Raw genomic sequence first — 18,115 nt, 5'->3', positions numbered from 1 at the left:
TCAAACGACTGATAAGTACCATGTAGCATGGTCAATCGACGAGACTAAATAGAGACCAATAAGCGGTAACAAATAAGGAACACTTTTTGACACTTGAAGTAGATATTGTTTCCCAAATTGCTGAGCGCTTTGGGGCGCTGAGAGAGGCTGAGAAAAAAGTCGCGAAGCTGATCATGGACGACATCAATCTTGCAGCAAACGCGAGTATTACAGAACTTGCTGAAAATGCAGCGGTCAGTGAAGCGACCATTACTCGATTTGCTAAAGCCATTGGCTGTAATAACGTTCGCGATATGAAAATTAAGCTCGCTCAGTCACTGACCATTGGGCAGCGATTCATATTAGAACCACCCGATCAGTCTGGCTATCAGGGGGTTTACGAGTCGATAAAACAAACACTCGATATCAACCGCAGCTTAATCAACGAGCAGGATATTGAAACCGCAATAACTTGGCTTCATCAGGCGAGACAAATCGTGTCAATTGGCATGGGAGGCGGCTCCACGATTGCTTCTCAAGAGCTTCAACATCGACTATTTCGGTTTGGCTACGCAATTGTGGCGTACAACGATGGCATGCTCGCTCAAATGGTCGCCGCCACGGCGGACAAAAATGATGTGTTCGTTATTATTTCAGCAACAGGTTATACGCCAGTATTGGTAGAAACCGCTCAGTTGGCGAAAAAATACGGTATGAAAGTGATCGCGATCACCCCGGTAGAGACGCCACTGTCAGAACACGCAGATTTGGTGTTACCTATCCAACACGATGAAACGGATTTCATCTACAAACCATCCGCGTCTCGTTATGCGATGCTGGCTCTGGTGGATGTTATTTCTTTAGAGTTAGCCGTTGCTCATAAACGTCGCTCTAGAGACAAGCTTAGACGGCTTAAGGTCGCATTAGACTCACATCGGGGCGGAAATGAACGTCAACCCCTAGGCGACTAGGAGTCGGGGACGTGTGATAGCCATACCAATCACTAAGTAATTAACGCGTGGTGATCTTTTGTGGTTAAATGTTATCCGAACCCTTCGGACAGCACTTGTTGTTGCAAAAATCAGCTCGAAAGATCAACACGCCCTAGAGCGACAGGTCCTAGAACAACAGGGCCTAGAGATAGAAGAAAAGATGCTTCACATTAGTGTTCATCTTTGATTCATCTATCATTGGTTACAATAGGTCAGTCACTTAAGAGGTTAATATAATGAATAGATTGATAGTCACTACGCTTGCCTTGATTACTGGCTTTTTTACTCTGGTTTTTGCACTTGTCATGGCGATTCCTCTTGCCATTGTAGCTCTTATCACCGGTAAACGGCTTCAGAAGCAGATGCAAAATCACATCAACGCCCACCGTGTAAACGAGAGCCGCCGGACACAGTTCTCCGACGCCAGTGCTTTTTCGCACACCAACACCATTGATGGCGAATTTGAAGAAGTTAATCGAAAGGGATAATGGCTTCCGTTCGTGTCAATCTATCACCTGATTTAGGACAACGTTAAGCATCCTAAATCAGAAGCACCGCATTTGCTCAAATTCCATTTTACTCCATTACACTCTCCGTTTTTGCCTATACTGTGAATATCTCTTCCATCTTCTTATAGGCGACCTGATGGCTGATCACAATATTGGACAAATACTCCAAGCATTCAACAGTATCGAATCACAAATAAGAGAACAGCATAAAATGATCAAAGAGCTGACCTCGAAAGTCAGCTCCCTTGAGGCACAAAACAAAACAATGGCGCAATTGATACATCAACTTCAAAACCCATCACCACAACCTACTCTGTTTGACCATGATAGAAATGAGTTTCAAGTAAAAGTAATGCAAAGCCTGAGTGCTATCGAAAATAAGTCAAAGAAAACCATTGAGTTAATTAAAGCCAATAGTGCAAGCACTAAAAAAAGGGCCTGGCCATAGCGGCTTAAGGTCGCGTTACCCCCTCTGTGATGCCCTATCGCTTCTGTTCTCTTTGAATTTATATTGCCCTGTCTTTTTCTTGGGGCTTGAACATTTCGTTGCATTAGCCAGTGCTCAAATGTTTAGTGTAAAAGATAAGTGAACATAGACGTGTTTATGTTACTGTTTGTTAACTATTATATTAGTAACAGATAGAACAACAAAGGGTAAAAATATGAGCAGTGGAAAAAGAGAAATTACATTGCGATTTTTAGCAGAGCCTAGTGATGTCAACTTTGGTGGTAAGGTACACGGTGGCGCGGCTATGAAATGGATCGATTTAGCGGCTTACGCCTGCTCCGCGGCATGGAGTGGTAAATACTGTATTACCGCCTATGCGGGGGGCATTCGCTTTGTCGCACCTATCCATGTGGGTAATCTAGTCGAGGTCAGTGCGAAAGTGATCTATACCGGATCCAGTTCGATGCATATTGCCATTGATGTTCAAGCCAGTGACCCAAAAGAGATGAATAACCGACTGACAACACACTGTATCGTTATTATGGTGGCAGTCGATGAAAATGGTCATTCAACCAAAGTTCCTGAATGGATACCTACGACAGAAGAAGACATTCATTTGCGAGATTCCGCCATTCGATTAATGAAAATGAGAAAAGAGATCGGTGCAGAAATGGAAGCGCACGTACAATACCTTAAGTAATCTTTACCTGCACTCATTCGAAGATACATATCCAAAAGTCAAATACGAAAGCCTAAGTCATGGTTTTGTCATCATCGCTTAGGCTTTATTTTTCCTATCATATTCAATCAATGTCATTTTTCTTTCATCTAAGTTTGCTCTAATTCGCTATCAATATTGATACTAAGCTGAAAGGATAAGTGCTTGAACCCTGAAAAGATAACGCTATGTGAGGCTACCGTTAACAACCTCAAAGCCGTCGAATATCAATGGGTACGTACAATGTACGTCGAAGGCTATAATGCCTCAGAAATTAATCATTATATCCAAGCCTGCTTTGGTGGGGACGATACCTTCGCTGACCTCTTTAGAAAAGTCGCGTTAAAACAAGAAAGTATCTATGTGTTACTTCAATATTTAGGCTGGGCACCATCAAGTAGAGAGCTCTGAAGCCGTACCAATATTGGATTACTAGCCCTACAAAGCACTAATTGCCTCACATTTGTCTGTAACCCGTTTTTCTATTGCATCTTCATTTTTAGGGTCACTCGCATCACATCACCCATAAGCTTTTCTGCTTTCTGTTAGCTCGTATACTCACTCTCGCATTAAGGTGAAACTCAAAGAGGCGTCTCAAGTTAATCCTAATTGCGTTTTCTATAGACTTACTCAACCTATAGATATAAAAAAACCCAAGCGATGCTCGGGTTTTGGTTACAAAAACTGTTAGTGAGTTTTTTAGTAAGGAATCAAGCTAACAGCCAGCTATGCGTAACGCCAGAACTGCTCTTAGACTTAACGGATCGGCGGCCAAACCTGAAAGTGTTAAGTTAAGGACAAATGGGCGATCCTAAAGGGTCGCCCTAATTATTATTATCCTTTCACACCGCCAGCGGTAAGTCCTCCGACAAGCCAACGTTGTGCAAGTAAAAATACAATAGTAATCGGTAGTGCAGAAAGCACCGCTGCCGCTGCAAAGTCTCCCCACAAGTAGTTCTGAGGGTACAAATACTGCTGCATTCCAACTGCTAATGTGTAAGAGTTTACATCAGAAAGTAAGATGGATGCCACAGGAACTTCACCGACCACCATAATAAAGGACAAAATAAACACAACCGCAAGAATAGGCACTGAAAGTGGTAATAATACTAACCTAAAGGCCTGCCACGGAGTCGCTCCATCTAAAGCCGCCGCTTCTTCTAGAGAATTATCGATAGACTCAAAGTATCCTTTAATCGTCCAAACATGAAGAGCAATCCCCCCTAAGTACGAGAAAATCAGGCCGCCATGCGTATTTAATCCAAGGAATGGGATGTACTGCCCAAGCCTGTCAAATAGAGCATAGATAGCAACCAAAGCAAGTACTGCTGGGAACATTTGGAAGATCATCATCGCTTTAAGGATAGTGTTTTTACCTTTAAAGCGCATTCTTGCAAACGCGTAAGCTGAGGTCGTAGACAGTGCGACGATAAGAACCGAGCTTATCCCCGCCACTTTTATTGAGTTCCACAACCACGTTAATACAGGGAACGGTGGTGGTGTAACGGATCCATCAGCATGAGTGACCGTAAAGCCTAATGCTAACTTCCAATGCTCCAATGATGGGTTTTCTGGGATTAAGCTACCTGTTGCGAAATTACCCTCACGTAATGAAATTGCGATGATCATCAGTAGTGGAAAGATAATAAGCGACAGGAATGCCCACATAGCGATGTGTGTTGCCCATACGCGGTATTTTAAGGACTTGCCTTGTACCATTGCCATTATAAATAATCCTTAATCCTGAGATAGCTTAGTAAAGCGTAGGTTGAGTAATGCCAATCCACCGACAAGCAAGAAGATAAGCGTTGCAATTGCACTGGCTAAACCAAAGTCTTGACCACCAGCACCTTCAAATGCGATTCGGTAGGTGTAGCTAACGAGTAGGTCGGTGTAACCCGCTGGCTCAGAAGTACCAATCATATTTGGACCACCTTGAGTCAATAACTGGATCATAACAAAGTTGTTAAAGTTAAACGCAAAAGCGGCAATCAGAAGCGGCGTTAGCGGCTTGATCATTAACGGTAACGTCACTTTCGTAAAGTTATGAATGAAGTTCGCACCATCTATCGCTGACGCCTCGTAAAGATCGTCTGGAATCGCTTTTAGAAGGCCCATACACAAGATCATCATGTAAGGGAAACCAAGCCACGTATTCACAATCAATACCATGGTTTTCGCCAAAATCGGATCCGAGAACCAAGCTGGGCTGATGCCAAAAATGGATTGCAGTACCATATTGATCTCACCAAAGCTTTGGTTAAATAAGCCTTTAAAGATCAAGATAGAGATAAACGCAGGAACCGCATAAGGCAAAATCAATAACACACGGTATATCGCTCGGCCTTTAAGCGCTTCCCACTGAACGACACTGGCTAAAACCAAACCAATGATAAGCGTTGCAATCACCGTAACAACAGAAAACACCACCGTCCAAATGAAGATGCTAATGAACGGCTGTTTAATGCCTTCATCTTTCCAGACACGTTCGAAGTTGTGTGTACCAATGTCGACGATGAATCCTGGTGCAACGGTAGAGCCCGTAAATTGGCCCATGTCATCGACAGGTTGATAAAAGCCTGTGTCCATATTAGGACGAAGAATTGCACCGGTTTCATTACTTACAAGAGAGGTTCCATCCTCTTGCAATGTATACAGAGGAACCACTGCGGCGAATTTTCTTAATCCGCTCATGCGGATGTCTTCACCGGTTGGTAGGTGTAAATCGACACGACTCAGGGAGCTTCGATTCTGAACAATCGTTTTAATTTTCTCTTTGTCGCCAGACACCGATTCAACAATGGAAAGGTCCATATCGGTCACGGACAACGACGCCAAATCAAAGTGATCCGTTGCAAGCAGCTGATCGCCTTTTTGGACTGCAATACGGTGACCATTCTCGGTGCTATACAGTGTGAATGGGTAGCTTTCACCACTTTGGTAAGTTTGGTCTAACAGTACTGTCTGGGCGCGTTCAAATGAGAGCTGATTTTTGGCACTGTAGTTAGTAAAAGCAAGGCCAACGGTATACACCAGTGGAAAAATGATGAATAAGATCATTCCGGCGATACCCGGATAGATGTAGCGGTGAGCGTACGTTTTTTTACTGCCAAAGATATACAGAGCAAGTGCGGTGAGAATAACAGTAAGGAGTGCAAACGCGAGTTCACCACGAGAATACATTAATATGGTTGCGTAACCATTTACGATGCCCAACGAACCTAAAAGTGCCCATTTGATGAATACACTCTTGCTGGTCGGCAAATCCGTTGTTGCTGATGTCATAGCATCTGTGCTTTGAACTGACTGCATAGAGAAACCTGCTAGCGATAATAATAGAAAAAAATAGAAATGAAGGAGAGGTTACCCTCTCCTTAAAACGGTGTTACTAGTTACTTTGTCATCTGTTTTTCAGCGTCAGCTAACGCTTCATCAACCGTTTGGCGACCATCAACGATGTTAATGATGGCGCTCTTCGCGCTGCCCCAGAATGCATTCATTTGAGGAATGTTTGGCATAATTTCACCATTCATTGCGTTATCCATCGTCGCTGCAATACGCTTATCTGCATCGAGTTCACGTTGGAATGAGTTAAGAGCAACAGCACCAAGCGGCTTGTCATCGTTTACTTTACGTAAACCATCGTTCGTCAGTAGGTAGTTCTCTAAAAACTCAACCGCTAGGTCTTTGTTTGGAGAAGCCGTACTGATACCCGCGGTTAATACGCCAACGAATGGCTTAGACGATTGGCCGTTAAACTTAGGCAGCGTGGTGACGCCATAGTTAATACCTGACGTTTCAATATTGCCCCACGCCCAAGGACCATTGATGGTCATCGCCGTGTTACCTTGGTTAAACGCAGATTCAGACACTGAGTAGTCCATGTCCGCAGAAATAACGCCTTTATCGACTAGGCCTTTTACAAAGTTCATAGAATCTTTAACGCCATCAACCGCAATACCTGCATCTTTGACATTGTAACCTTCAGCGCCGTACTTAAATGCGTAACCACCATCAGCGGCCATTAAAGGCCACGTGAAGTAAGGTTCTTTCAAGTTCCACATGATGGCTGTTTTACCGTCTTTCGCCAATTTAGCGTTAAGCGCTTCAACTTCTTCCCATGTTTTAGGTGGGTTAGGAACAAGATCTTTGTTGTAAATAAGAGAAAGAGCTTCAATCGCAACTGGGTAACCAATCAGTTTGCCGTCATATTTCACTGCATCCCATGCAAAATCAACGATGCCTTCTTTGATTTCTTTTGAAGGATTAATTTCAGTGAGCAAACCAGATTGAGCATAGCCACCAAAACGGTCGTGCGCCCAAAACACAATATCAGGGCCATCGCCTGTTGCCGCTACTTGAGGAAAACGGTCTTGCAAGCCATCAGGGTGAGCAACGGTCACTTTAATACCCGTTTCTTCTTCAAACATCTTACCTACTTCAGCAAGTCCGTTATAACCTTTATCACCGTTAATCCAGATGGTTAGTTGACCTTCTTCGATAGCAGCGTTTGCACTAAAAGAGCCAAGAGCCACGAGTGTACTCAGCGCTACTGTGCTTAGGGCATTTTTCATGTCTATATCCTTTTTATTTTTGTGTTGTAGGGCTTACCAAGAGGTTTGCCGTATTTCGTCATATATAATCTTAGAAAAAAGCGGCTGTCTCATCCTCCTACTCCCTACGCCCTTGGTATTATGGCTCATTTTCGTGATCCTTAGCGCCTCACTAGCAAGATGAGCATCACAAAAGTGACACTTTCTGTGATTCGCCTCACTGATGAGCTGGCTATTTATTTGAGCTAGATCGCTCTCTCATTTTAAGGTCAGTATATCGCTCATCCTTTACTACTCCCCCTAGACAAATTTTAGCTAGGAGGATGTATTCACACTCATAAATGATGAAACTTAAGCCATCCAAGAGTGGATAGTAGGAACCCTTTCCAGTTGTTTGAATGTTTCGTTTAACACTGGCTTACAATGCCGATTTGGTTTCCAGTTATTTGAGATATGTTTATGCCTTAGTTCAATGCGATAAAGAGTGCGACTCTTTTAGCCGATTTAAAGCAACATCAAATATTAACGGGGGATGGAAACCAAATATTGGCTTTGATGGGTGAGGATACGTACCGGTATGTTTATACTGTATCGACAGTGAGTATCCTCACCCCTTTTTCTTACTCAAATGCCTAAAATGTGTCAGACAAACGAGCAACGATGCAAGTTACACTAGACTCATTGAACTAAAAGTTCGGGATTCCACTGTTCTCTGTAACAAAATGTACTCTGTAATAAAATGTACTCAGTGACAAAAAGCACTCAGTGACAAAAATTACGTTAAAACAAGCATATTAAAACAATGGTTGCCACCTCTAACTTAAACACTGGCAGCCGTTAATGAATTAGATTAATCGAGGACGAGCTAGATGACGAATGTCACGTTAAAAAATGTATGTAAAGCGTATGGCGATGTTTTGATTTCAAAAAACGTTGATCTAGAGATAAAAGAAGGCGAGTTCGTCGTTTTTGTTGGCCCATCGGGCTGTGGTAAATCCACGCTACTTCGCTGTATTGCTGGCCTAGAAGACATTACTTCTGGTGATTTATACATTGGCAATGAACGCATGAATGACATTGAGCCTTCTAAGCGAGGCGTTGGCATGGTTTTCCAATCTTACGCCTTGTATCCCCACCTAAATCTTTTTGACAACATGTCATTCGGTCTAAAACTAGCCAAAGCAGATAAAAAAGAAATCGATCAGCGTGTGGCTCACGCTGCGGATATTTTGCAACTGACTCACCTATTAGAACGACAGCCTAAAGCGCTTTCTGGTGGGCAACGTCAACGCGTGGCGATCGGCCGAACTTTAGTCTCTCAACCCAACGTATTTTTGCTTGATGAGCCTTTATCGAATCTCGATGCGGCACTTCGTGTGCAAATGCGTTCAGAAATCACCAAGCTACAGCGCAAACTAGGCTGTACCATGATTTACGTGACCCATGATCAAGTTGAAGCAATGACAATGGCCGATAAAATCGTCGTGCTTGATGACGGTTTCGTCTCTCAGGTTGGTCGACCACTAGAGCTTTACCACTACCCTAAAAATCGCTTTGTCGCTGGGTTTATTGGTTCACCAAAAATGAATTTTATGAGCGTATTCATTGAAGAAGCGGAAGCCGAAAGAGTAAAAGTTCAGCTTTCGAATGGTATGTCTTTCTGGATTCCAGTGGATGGTTCGACCGTTAACCGTGGCGACAGAATGTCTATGGGTATACGTCCTGAACATTTGCTTGCGGCGTCAGATGGTGATGGTTCAATCGAAGGTGACGTGATGATTGTGGAAAAATTGGGCAATGAAACACAAGTGTACCTTAACTTAGAAGGCGCTGATGCGGATGTTAACTTCCGCCAGCCAGACACTTTACCCGTCGAAGTGGGCGATAAACTCGAGATTGGTATTCCTGCTCATCGCTGCCACTTATTCCATAGTAATGGCAACGCTTGTCGCCGCCTGTATAAAGAAGAAGGCATGAAACTCGATTAAGCAAGCCTGACGATAAGTATGTCAGCATTAGAAAAAACCCCAAGAACTTCACTTCTTGGGGTTTTCTTATTGAAGGTCAGCATCGACAAAAATGCATCAATCCTAATTGGCCTGTTTTTTTGGCATCGGATAACTTTTACTGACAAACTCCACTTCTTGGGTGTTCGTTATAAAATTAATGTAAGAAGCGAGCGTGTACATCACATTGGCGAGTAGGTTAGCGTAACGAAACAGAATAGGATCAGGCTGTTTTTTACCCGAATGTTCAATGGCTACAAGCGCCCTTACTATCTTCTTCGCGTTACAACGGCACAAGTGAAGCTCACTCGCAGCTCGCGCTCCTCCCGGTAAAACAAAACCTTTGAATCCCCCCTGAAGTAATGAACGAAGGTGTTCATAGTCGCGGTACAATTCGGTGAGTTCAATGTCGGTAATCGCCAGTTTTCCGCGTACAGACCCGTTTAAGTGATAGACATTGGGCTGTACTCGCTGTAACACGTCACGGCTGATTTCATCCAGATCGTATGTGAGAACAACGCCAATTCGACTGCAAAGCTCATCGGCGATGATTTCAAAATCACACACAGGGCTATCTTCATAGATAAATGGGTAACAGATCTCACCATCTGCTTTACTGACTGGTTTCACGCGCATTCCTTACTCATACAAAAAAACGCCCACTAATTACCTAAGCTAAAAAGTGAGCGTTTTATCTGAGCTAATCGACAATTAGCTAAAAATATATTAACGAAACAACTATTTAATTACATATTGTAGCAATACTCTAACGTGTAGTCTTCCCCACTTTTACTGGTGTATTCTTTATCTTCACTGCACGCTCTTGGTTTTCCTTTTTCGTCACCTTGTATCAGGCTAATCCAGTGACGCATCGCAGCCATTTCACTTCTTGGTTGTGTAAAGGTAGTGCACGTTTCTAGCTGAATATCATCAATCTCAATAAGCTCAACACAACCCGTTCCCTTGTGACATCCCAGCAATACATCCACATGGCTCCCATTACCGTCTTTGAACAAGATAGAGCATGGGTCTTCTTTTTCACCTGTGTAAGCAACAAAATGTTTATTGCTCTCTAAACCGCTGTGAGAGCCATCTTTAAAATAAGCAACCATATGTCGGTAATCAATCATATAGCCGGTTACGTCTTGATGAGAGCCATTCTCCAGCGGAAATAGACTATCGAGGAGCTGTTTTGCTTTCACCTGTTTTTCACTTTGCTGATTGGCACTGATTGTCTCTACGGCAAAGACAGCTTCAGCGATAAATGGCTTGTTATTTGTGTTTGTCTGTTTTTTATCGAATCTAAGCATATTCATAGTCTTTCCCTCTGTAAAACTCATCCAGTGCGGTAGTCATTGGTTAGTACTACCAAAATTGTCCTGTCTAGAGCAAATATTCAAAATTTACTTTCGGTTCTCGGTAAATATGTGACTTTGCTTACTTGGAAGATTAGCGAATTTTTGACTACAATTTCACAACAAAAATTTTACAATGTGAATTTTACAAAATGTCTCTATCAAAAAGCTTAGTTCGTCAGTCTCACTTCCTAGGTACTAAGATTAGAAACCTGAGGAAACGCAATCACTTAACTATGGAAGATCTCTCTGCGAGGTGCATACGGGTGAATCCCGAGTACGCCCCTTCGGTTTCTTACCTATCGATGATAGAGCGAGGAAAGCGTGTACCCAGTGTTGATATGCTAGAAGTCATTGCGGAAGTTTTTCAAAAAGATCCACGCTGGTTTCTCGATGATGAACCGGAACAAAGCGCGATCACGCCTGACAAAGGAAATCGAGGTGGGATCAGTGGAATGGCACTTGAACCCAGTTTTCTATTTTCCAATGACATTTTACAAATTGCGATTCCGGAGATGCTCTCACAAACTGGTATCACTGGCCGTCAATTTGCCCATCTATTAATTCGCGCTCATCAAGAAAGTAATCAGAACCACTTTCCTCACCTCGAACGTGCCGCCGAAGAGGTGGGATTAAAAAGACTTAACCTTGCGATTGAAGACCTCATCGACATTGCTAAAAGCCTGGGTGTCAGAATTCGTTGGATAACTCGAACGCCTCAAGATGTAGTTGATGAACTTGGCGTCAGTGCAAAACAACTCGTGACTTCATTTTTCGAAGCACCAAGTACCATCTATTTGAACGAAATCTTAAGAGACTACCCCACTCGTCTCAAGTACGATTTAGCGGTTTACATTGGGCACTGCATTTTGCACCGAAAAGAAGGGCTAAAAAGTGTTCTCTCTGTGGGGCACACCAATAGCTGGGAGGATACAACAACCCCTAGCCCTACATCTGAACTTAACTCTCAAGATATCCTGCAAGCGTGGCGTGATTTTGAATCCAGCTTTTTTGCCGGTGCTTTACTCTGCCCGAAAGTCCCGTTTAGGCAGTTGCTTGATCGCAGTGGCTATGAGATTGATGTGCATCAGAAAGCGGGGGTATCACCTTCCGTGGCGATGCGCCGAATGACGGTCGTCTCTCCTTACCCACATTGGCACTATTTCGATGCATACGGGCAAAATAAACTCAAAGCTGTGTACCGCGGAAATGGTATCCCTCTGCCTTGGGGGAACATGCGGAAGGTCAACGACCCTTGCCAGCACTGGGCGGTTTTCAGACGTCTCTCTGAGCCGAAGAGTCACAGTTCAGCGCAAATCTCAATTCTTAACGTGGGCGATGAACCTAGGATTTATTGTTGTGAATCGGTCAATATGACGGATCCTGCGGGTAACAATCGGGTGTTATGCGCAGGGATTGATCTTAATCCCGCCATTGATGCGCAAGGAGGAGATGCGCGCTCTATAGCGGAAGACCTCAAGTCACTGTGCGTTTCCAAAGGTGGCAGTGCTGCTATTCCGCATTATATTAAAAAGGAATTCACAACCATTGCTAAAATACTCAACATCAACTGGATAGAAAGAGGCATTGAATCGGATGCTAGGGTAATTTGTTCTCGCGGTGCAGTATGTCCACGACAACCTAGCTGCTATAAGCCATGTGGTAATTAAGTCCTAAGAAGATTAGGCCATACACATGAGTGAAGCCATACGATAGTTAAGCCATACGACAGTTAAGCGTTTTCAGCTTTAGCCCCTGATTTAATGAACCCTGGATTTAATGAGATCTTGATATAATGAGACCTTGATTAATGAGGCCCTGAAGCAGGAAATGAATAAAATGGTCAGCCAGAAAAGAAAAAAGCCAATCCCAAAATAAGTGGGGATTGGCTATATATATCTGTGAACAAAAATGCGTTCACTAACAACGTCAGTTGGCTAGGTGACCCTCGGCTTAAGAAGGGTCGATCTTTATATAGCAGTATGTGTGCCAACTTTTTAAACACGAAAAAACCGGCTTATTGTCGATAAAACAACCAGATTCAGGCCAACACAATGCATAAGGCAGTTTCATAATAGGATTTTATTGCAAAATGCAAATATCAAAATGCAAATAGACAGTAGAAACACATCAACAGCAGTCACGACTACGATGAACTCTACGCTGGTTACTCAGCATAACAGCACTCTGAGTCGTCCTATTACTCGACACCCTAACAATTTCATGTGGTTATGAGTATACTTTTGACTCATCCAGAGCCCAACGGGAACTCAGAAGTGACACCACCCAATCTAGAGTTACTCTCTCACAATGACCACAGCGCACTTCTCGAGTTTGAAAAAATGAATCAAACTTGGTTTGAATCTTATGTTCCTGCGCGAGAAACCGGCTTTTATACCGACAGCGGCCTCACTCAACACATTGACGATTGTCTGGCACTTCACCAATCCAACGAAATGCTTCCAATGCTTATTAAGAGCGCTCAAGGGGAAATCGTCGGTCGAATTAATTTACATAATTTGGACTTAGATGAGGGTTCTGCGCATCTCGGGTACCGAATTGCACAAAATAAAACGGGGCTTGGCATTGCCACTTTAGCGACCAGAAAAATCGCGATCCTTAGTCAGGAATATTATTCGTTAAAACGATTAATTGCCCTCGCCGCGACGAATAATATTGCATCACAACGGACACTCACTCGTAACCAGTTTAGACAAACTCGAACTCACACCAATTACACTCGATTAAACGGTAAATTAATCCACTGCATTGAGTATCAAAAAAAGCTGTAACTACTTTTCTAGCTCACTTTCTTCCAACATTCTCACATTCAGTTTGGAGACCATCCAGCAATTTTTATGTTCCGAGCTGGCGACGTTTTTGCTGATACATGCGTTCATCGGTCACTTTTAATAGCATTTCAGCATCGGGATAATCATCGTTGTACAAAGCATGGCCAATACTGACTCTAATATTGATCAAGTGCTGCCCATAAATCACTGGGGTTTGGCAGAGTGCTTTATGCAGTTCTATATTGACGACATCGACATCATTCGGGTTAGATATGCGAGACAAAATCACCAAGAACTCATCGCCCCCCACACGAGCGACCAGATCGGATGAACGCAGAACACTTTTCAACCTTTCTGCACATACCACCAGGACTTTATCGCCAGCAGCATGGCCGTAGGTATCATTGATCACCTTAAAATTATCAAGATCAATATTCAGTACCGCAAAGGTACTATTCGTTTCTTTTTGAGAACAATCTTGAAATAGGTTTTCTAATGTATACATGAAGTAGCGACGATTAGGTAACCCTGTAAGATCATCATGAAGTGAACGTTTATACGCCATCGTATATTGACGGTAAATAACAAAAAGCGAGAAGGTCAATAGTAGCGTAATAGGGTAGCCGATTAAGCGCGCAATATTGGCTCTATACCAGGGAATATGGGACAACGGATTTTCCCGAAATGATGCAACGAGCTCCCAACTTCCATGGGGAAAACGCACTGTTGCAGAACCAAACGCGTTCTCCAAATACGCTGCGCGACCCCAAAATACCTCACCATATTTTCCCAAACTGTCTAACCCTTGAATAGCCAACTGATACTTATGACTCAATGACTCAACACCGACACTATGGAAAAGTGTATTTAGGTCAATGACAATACTGCTTACGCCCCAATACTCTTTATTAAACGGAGGGTCGGTAAATATAGGAATTCTCGCTATTATCGCTCGCCCACCCTGAACTAAGTCTACCGGACCTGCAATAAAAACATCTTGAAGATCATGGGCTTTTTGAATAGAACTCCACTGTGTCGGCACCGTTCTGTAGTCTAAGTTGAGAGCCTGTTGATTTCCCTTTTCAGGATGAACAAAGCGTATAACATCATCGGGGGCCAACCCTATAAGACGTATGTGCTTTCCTTCTCTTAGAATATTCGTTGCGAGCTTTCGCCAATTATTCGTATCAAATTCGGGATTCACGGTTATCAATGCACTGAGGCTTTTCGTTTCATAAATATCGGCCAAAATCGCGGCCTCAAGCTGTGCTCGAACGATCGACAACTCTTCTTTTGCTCGTGTTAAAAGATCACTGTACAGGTAATTATTTTGGCCTCGATTAATCCATTCAATCGAGGCAATAGCTGTGAAGACATAGAGTATAAAAACCAAAAAAATATAATGTCGATTTCGTCCTTTCAGCTTCATGTGTACCTCTGATGACATAAAATCCGACAAACACTTACAAACATAGAAAGAATAAACCGACTCTTCACATGACCACCTTATCCACATTCAGTCCTATTAGAATAGGCGTATAATCGTATTTTGCGTAAACTAAAACGGCTACTTAGCGAAATTCCCTTAGCCATTTAAACCTACTACTTATCAATTCCCGACTCTGTGTGGCCGATGATTCTCGAAAGGTTGTACTCAATAAATTGTCTTTAACGAAACAAACCCTGACACAATATTTACAACTAAATCTATAACGGCTGATACGTTGAGAGCACGCTCAAAAAGGAAGAAATACCATGCTCAATGTTAGAAACATCATTACAGTCATTGCCGCTGGGCTGTTAATCATTGGGATTATTTTTGTCGATGGTGTGAAGGCTCAATCAAACGCTATTGAGAATAGAAGCATACCCACATCGTTATCTGATAATGATATTAAAGCAAGTCGCTATCAGGAGTCTGCAAATATCATCAGGAATACTTACGAGTCCCAACTCTATACTCTTTCAGCGTTTAAAAAAGGACATTTCGGCTTACGTATGTACCGACAAACCTTAAATGAAAAATACGCTGGAGCTATATGGAGTGACATGGCTAGGGTTGCCAGCCGACTCAATCAGTTTTCACAAGATGTGCACACCGCTGAACAAATCATTTTATATTCAGAAAACCGACTAAAAAACTACCTTGGGGAAACGGATGAAAGAAGTATTCGTCGTTACAACACGACTCTTCATCACCCTGAATACCTGTATTTAGGTGTCGATTTACTGGGTTCAATGGCCAGAGCAAATGAATATGGCCTCAAGCATCGAGAAGATAAAAAACTTCGTGAAGTTTTGCGTCGATACGATTTCAATCTCTATGCAACAAACCCTGACATGATAAAAGCCTGGGCAGCACAATTAGCAAATCAAGTCTATTGGTTAAAGCAGTTACAAGAACAAGATGTGGTTGAGGAATTTACTGCTGCATTTCGCTCTACCTATCCAGATAATGAAGACAAAAAACTCACATCACAGCAGTTTGGAAACAAGATTTATGGCATGACGCATATCATTTTTGCCGACTCGGAATATTATCAAAAGCCTGTCAGTGAAGAGAGTCATCAATGGATCTATGATTATTTTCGAGACAATATCGATACCATTCTATTACGCGCCAAAGAAGACATCATAGCCGAAGTGGGGATCGCATTTTTACTCGCAGGATTAGAGAACGACCCTGTCGTTGAAAAGACCAGGCAAGCGATTCAAGGAGCTGTGAATAAAGATAAAGGCATGATTCCATCCACAAAAGGAGACTTTGATTTGAGTTATGGCGAACATCGTAATGTTTTAGCCATCATGTTGCTCGATTGGCAGGGTCCGCATACGGCACCCGTCTTTAATCAGCATAAAAACCTATTCAATAATATGCCTTATGGCCTAACGGGAAAATAATCACACCAATCCAAAGAGTTCAAACGGAAAACGTACATACAGAGCTGATCCCTATTAATTAACTGATGGTATCAAAATAACGTGACTGCTCTCACATTCAAAATTGGTCAAATTTCAATTTTAATCTACGCTTTAATAGATCGAATGTGATGGTAGATTTAGGCGAAAAAACAATGCCCCAGCTGGTTGGACGACATTTAGAAGAAATGGCGAATATGCGTGCATCAAGGCAGCGTAGGATTGTGCTTATTTCTTCTGTTATAGTGGGCGTGCTTCTAAGCTACTACGCGTTTGGGCACTTTCTACATCACCGCTACTTCTTTGGCTTGTTTAATCTATCAACCTTACTGATTATCGTTGCTAACGTTCGTTATTTACTCAAACATCCGACATCCAACCATTCAGAAATGATCCTCAGTGGCGTGCTACTGTTACAAGCACTGGTGCTTCTTCTCTATGGTGAAGCCATCGAAAACCGAATATTATGGCTGTTTCCAATTATTGCTTCGATTACCTTCATAAACCAGTTTAAAGTTGGTTTGCTTTTCAGTTGTTCGTTTTTTCTCATCGTTTTGTTTTCGGCGCTATTCCCTGGAAATCTTGTTCTGCCGAGTGGCTATTCTATTGATACTATATTGTTCAGTCTTTTTGCGGTTTTGGTGATCTGTAATACTTCGTCTTATTACTATGCTAAAGCGGTTAACTATATTCAGAGCTTATATAAAGAAGGCATCGAAGGCCTCGCTTACATGGACCAACTCACAGGGCTGGCCAATCGATGGAGCTTTGAAAACTGGGCGGTTGACAAGCTAAAAGCTGAACCCGCGAAAGGGAGCATCACTGCATTGATCTTCATCGATATAGATAACTTTAAGAGTATTAATGATAATTATGGGCACGATGTCGGTGACCGTGTTCTACAAAACTTCGCTAGTCGTTTAAAAAACAATATACGAACGAAAGATCGCCGTACCAATAAAAACGATTACTCCATCGCTCGTTTTGCCGGAGATGAGTTTGTTATTCTTCTCTACGATGTGAAATCACGTAACGATCTAGATGGGATACTCGACAGGATTTGTAATATATTCTCAGACAAGTATAAAACTGAGCAACGCATTAACTCCTTAACCGTCAGTGTGGGAGCCGCTATTTATCCATCCGATGCACCGAATCTATCAGAGCTCACTCGTTGCGCTGATAAAGCAATGTACACCGCGAAGTACCGAGGTAAAAACCAATATTGTTATTACCATGATGAACCTACCGAAAAAACCATAGAGGAGCATGGACAAAACAATGTAACTCCGCTTAAAAAAATCAAGTCAGTCTCACCTTAACTTAACCCGCCATATACATGGCCCACAAACTCACTAGAGCCGCCACAATCAACCAAATAACATAACGCGCTGTATTTGGGCTATCTTTCCGTGGTTTGATCACTGTTTTTGTCGCAGCAGAACGAGCCGCCGAGATGACACTCGGATGCTTTCTTTCATGTTCTCTTCGTTGCTGAGCCTTGTTTGCTATGTCTGTAAATCGCTGTCTTTGCTCTGTCGTCAGTTCTTTACTTGGATCGTAGCGTTGAGATTCATTTTGCTTTGGTACTACCGCCATGGACACCCCCTATGCTGACTAAGTTATCGATCTGGATATCTATATAGTGTAGTAAATCCTATATAAATCAGCGAAATTTTCAGATTCTCTATCTTCAATTCCGCTGTGTTTTTTGTAACAGAAAAACAATACTCAATGGAACAATATCAGCAGTGCATACTTTGAACCGTGTATACATAAATCGGAAAAAGGTCACCAGAAAAAATAAGTGATGACCTTTGATGAGTTCCATCTTTCTCACGAAA

Annotated in this window: 17 protein-coding genes; 10 read left to right on the top strand and 7 right to left on the bottom strand. The window is 42.6% G+C overall.

Annotated features, from left to right (window positions below; genetic code table 11):
* The first annotated feature begins 86 nt into the window (after positions 1 to 86).
* The 5 genes from QF117_RS02150 (at position 87) to QF117_RS02130 (ending at position 3,057) form a co-directional block, all read left to right on the top strand.
* Positions 87 to 950, top strand: coding sequence for a MurR/RpiR family transcriptional regulator (locus QF117_RS02150; RefSeq protein ID WP_282385892.1), 864 nt, complete (start codon positions 87 to 89; stop codon positions 948 to 950).
* A 257-nt stretch (positions 951 to 1,207) separates the two neighbouring features.
* Positions 1,208 to 1,459, top strand: a complete 252-nt coding sequence (locus QF117_RS02145) for a hypothetical protein (protein WP_282385891.1) — start codon at positions 1,208 to 1,210, stop codon at positions 1,457 to 1,459.
* A gap of 157 nt (positions 1,460 to 1,616) precedes the next feature.
* On the top strand, positions 1,617 to 1,928 hold the full coding sequence (locus QF117_RS02140) for a hypothetical protein (protein ID WP_282385890.1): 312 nt from the start codon (positions 1,617 to 1,619) through the stop codon (positions 1,926 to 1,928).
* Positions 1,929 to 2,142: 214 nt separating this feature from the next.
* Positions 2,143 to 2,628: an acyl-CoA thioesterase gene (locus tag QF117_RS02135; RefSeq protein ID WP_282385889.1), complete on the top strand. Its 486-nt coding sequence runs from the start codon at positions 2,143 to 2,145 to the stop codon at positions 2,626 to 2,628.
* 183 nt (positions 2,629 to 2,811) lie between these two features.
* Positions 2,812 to 3,057 (top strand): hypothetical protein, encoded by a 246-nt coding sequence (locus tag QF117_RS02130; protein WP_282385887.1) that lies wholly within the window; start codon positions 2,812 to 2,814, stop codon positions 3,055 to 3,057.
* Between the two features lie 423 nt (positions 3,058 to 3,480).
* Here the strand turns inward: QF117_RS02130 and malG are convergent, their stop codons facing one another.
* From malG to malE, 3 genes are all read right to left on the bottom strand, one after another.
* Entirely contained in the window at positions 3,481 to 4,371 is an 891-nt protein-coding gene (gene malG, locus QF117_RS02125) for a maltose ABC transporter permease MalG (RefSeq protein WP_282385886.1), read from the bottom strand.
* A 12-nt stretch (positions 4,372 to 4,383) separates the two neighbouring features.
* The gene (malF, locus tag QF117_RS02120) at positions 4,384 to 5,958 is read right to left on the bottom strand and encodes a maltose ABC transporter permease MalF (RefSeq protein ID WP_282385885.1); all 1,575 of its coding nucleotides are present in this window, start codon (positions 5,956 to 5,958) and stop codon (positions 4,384 to 4,386) included.
* A gap of 80 nt (positions 5,959 to 6,038) precedes the next feature.
* Positions 6,039 to 7,220, bottom strand: a complete 1,182-nt coding sequence (malE, locus tag QF117_RS02115; protein ID WP_282385884.1) for a maltose/maltodextrin ABC transporter substrate-binding protein MalE — start codon at positions 7,218 to 7,220, stop codon at positions 6,039 to 6,041.
* Between the two features lie 848 nt (positions 7,221 to 8,068).
* Here malE and malK point away from each other — a divergent pair.
* Positions 8,069 to 9,187, top strand: coding sequence for a maltose/maltodextrin ABC transporter ATP-binding protein MalK (malK, locus tag QF117_RS02110; RefSeq protein WP_282385883.1), 1,119 nt, complete (start codon positions 8,069 to 8,071; stop codon positions 9,185 to 9,187).
* Between the two features lie 102 nt (positions 9,188 to 9,289).
* Here malK and QF117_RS02105 read toward each other — a convergent pair whose 3' ends face one another.
* Together QF117_RS02105 and QF117_RS02100 are read right to left on the bottom strand one after the other, a co-directional pair.
* Positions 9,290 to 9,835 carry an ATP:cob(I)alamin adenosyltransferase gene (locus QF117_RS02105; RefSeq protein ID WP_282386120.1) on the bottom strand — a complete coding sequence of 182 codons (546 nt, stop codon included), beginning with the start codon at positions 9,833 to 9,835 and terminating at the stop codon, positions 9,290 to 9,292.
* A gap of 116 nt (positions 9,836 to 9,951) precedes the next feature.
* Positions 9,952 to 10,521, bottom strand: coding sequence for a hypothetical protein (locus QF117_RS02100; protein ID WP_282385882.1), 570 nt, complete (start codon positions 10,519 to 10,521; stop codon positions 9,952 to 9,954).
* Between the two features lie 191 nt (positions 10,522 to 10,712).
* On the opposite strand from QF117_RS02100, the gene QF117_RS02095 reads away from it, so the two are divergent.
* Both QF117_RS02095 and QF117_RS02090 read left to right on the top strand, forming a co-directional pair.
* A complete protein-coding gene (locus QF117_RS02095) occupies positions 10,713 to 12,230 on the top strand; it encodes a DUF3612 domain-containing protein (protein WP_282385881.1) in 1,518 nt (505 codons plus the stop codon).
* Positions 12,231 to 12,803: 573 nt separating this feature from the next.
* Entirely contained in the window at positions 12,804 to 13,352 is a 549-nt protein-coding gene (locus QF117_RS02090; RefSeq protein ID WP_282385880.1) for a GNAT family N-acetyltransferase, read from the top strand.
* Positions 13,353 to 13,416: 64 nt separating this feature from the next.
* On the opposite strand, the gene QF117_RS02085 is transcribed toward QF117_RS02090, so the two are convergent.
* A complete protein-coding gene (locus tag QF117_RS02085; RefSeq protein WP_282385879.1) occupies positions 13,417 to 14,781 on the bottom strand; it encodes a diguanylate cyclase in 1,365 nt (454 codons plus the stop codon).
* Positions 14,782 to 15,107: 326 nt separating this feature from the next.
* Between QF117_RS02085 and QF117_RS02080 the strand changes: the two genes are divergently transcribed.
* Both QF117_RS02080 and QF117_RS02075 read left to right on the top strand, forming a co-directional pair.
* Complete coding sequence (locus tag QF117_RS02080) at positions 15,108 to 16,253, top strand: DUF3541 domain-containing protein (RefSeq protein ID WP_282385878.1); 1,146 nt, start codon at positions 15,108 to 15,110, stop codon at positions 16,251 to 16,253.
* A 173-nt stretch (positions 16,254 to 16,426) separates the two neighbouring features.
* On the top strand, positions 16,427 to 17,593 hold the full coding sequence (locus QF117_RS02075) for a GGDEF domain-containing protein (protein WP_282385877.1): 1,167 nt from the start codon (positions 16,427 to 16,429) through the stop codon (positions 17,591 to 17,593).
* A 1-nt stretch (position 17,594) separates the two neighbouring features.
* Here the strand turns inward: QF117_RS02075 and QF117_RS02070 are convergent, their stop codons facing one another.
* On the bottom strand, positions 17,595 to 17,870 hold the full coding sequence (locus tag QF117_RS02070; RefSeq protein ID WP_282385876.1) for a hypothetical protein: 276 nt from the start codon (positions 17,868 to 17,870) through the stop codon (positions 17,595 to 17,597).
* Positions 17,871 to 18,115: the final 245 nt, after the last annotated feature.

Origin of the sequence: Vibrio sp. YMD68 (assembly GCF_029958905.1) — a bacterium.
Taxonomy (GTDB): domain Bacteria; phylum Pseudomonadota; class Gammaproteobacteria; order Enterobacterales; family Vibrionaceae; genus Vibrio.
Note: the sequence above shows the minus strand (reverse complement) of the source record. Positions and strands in the feature narration are given on the sequence as shown.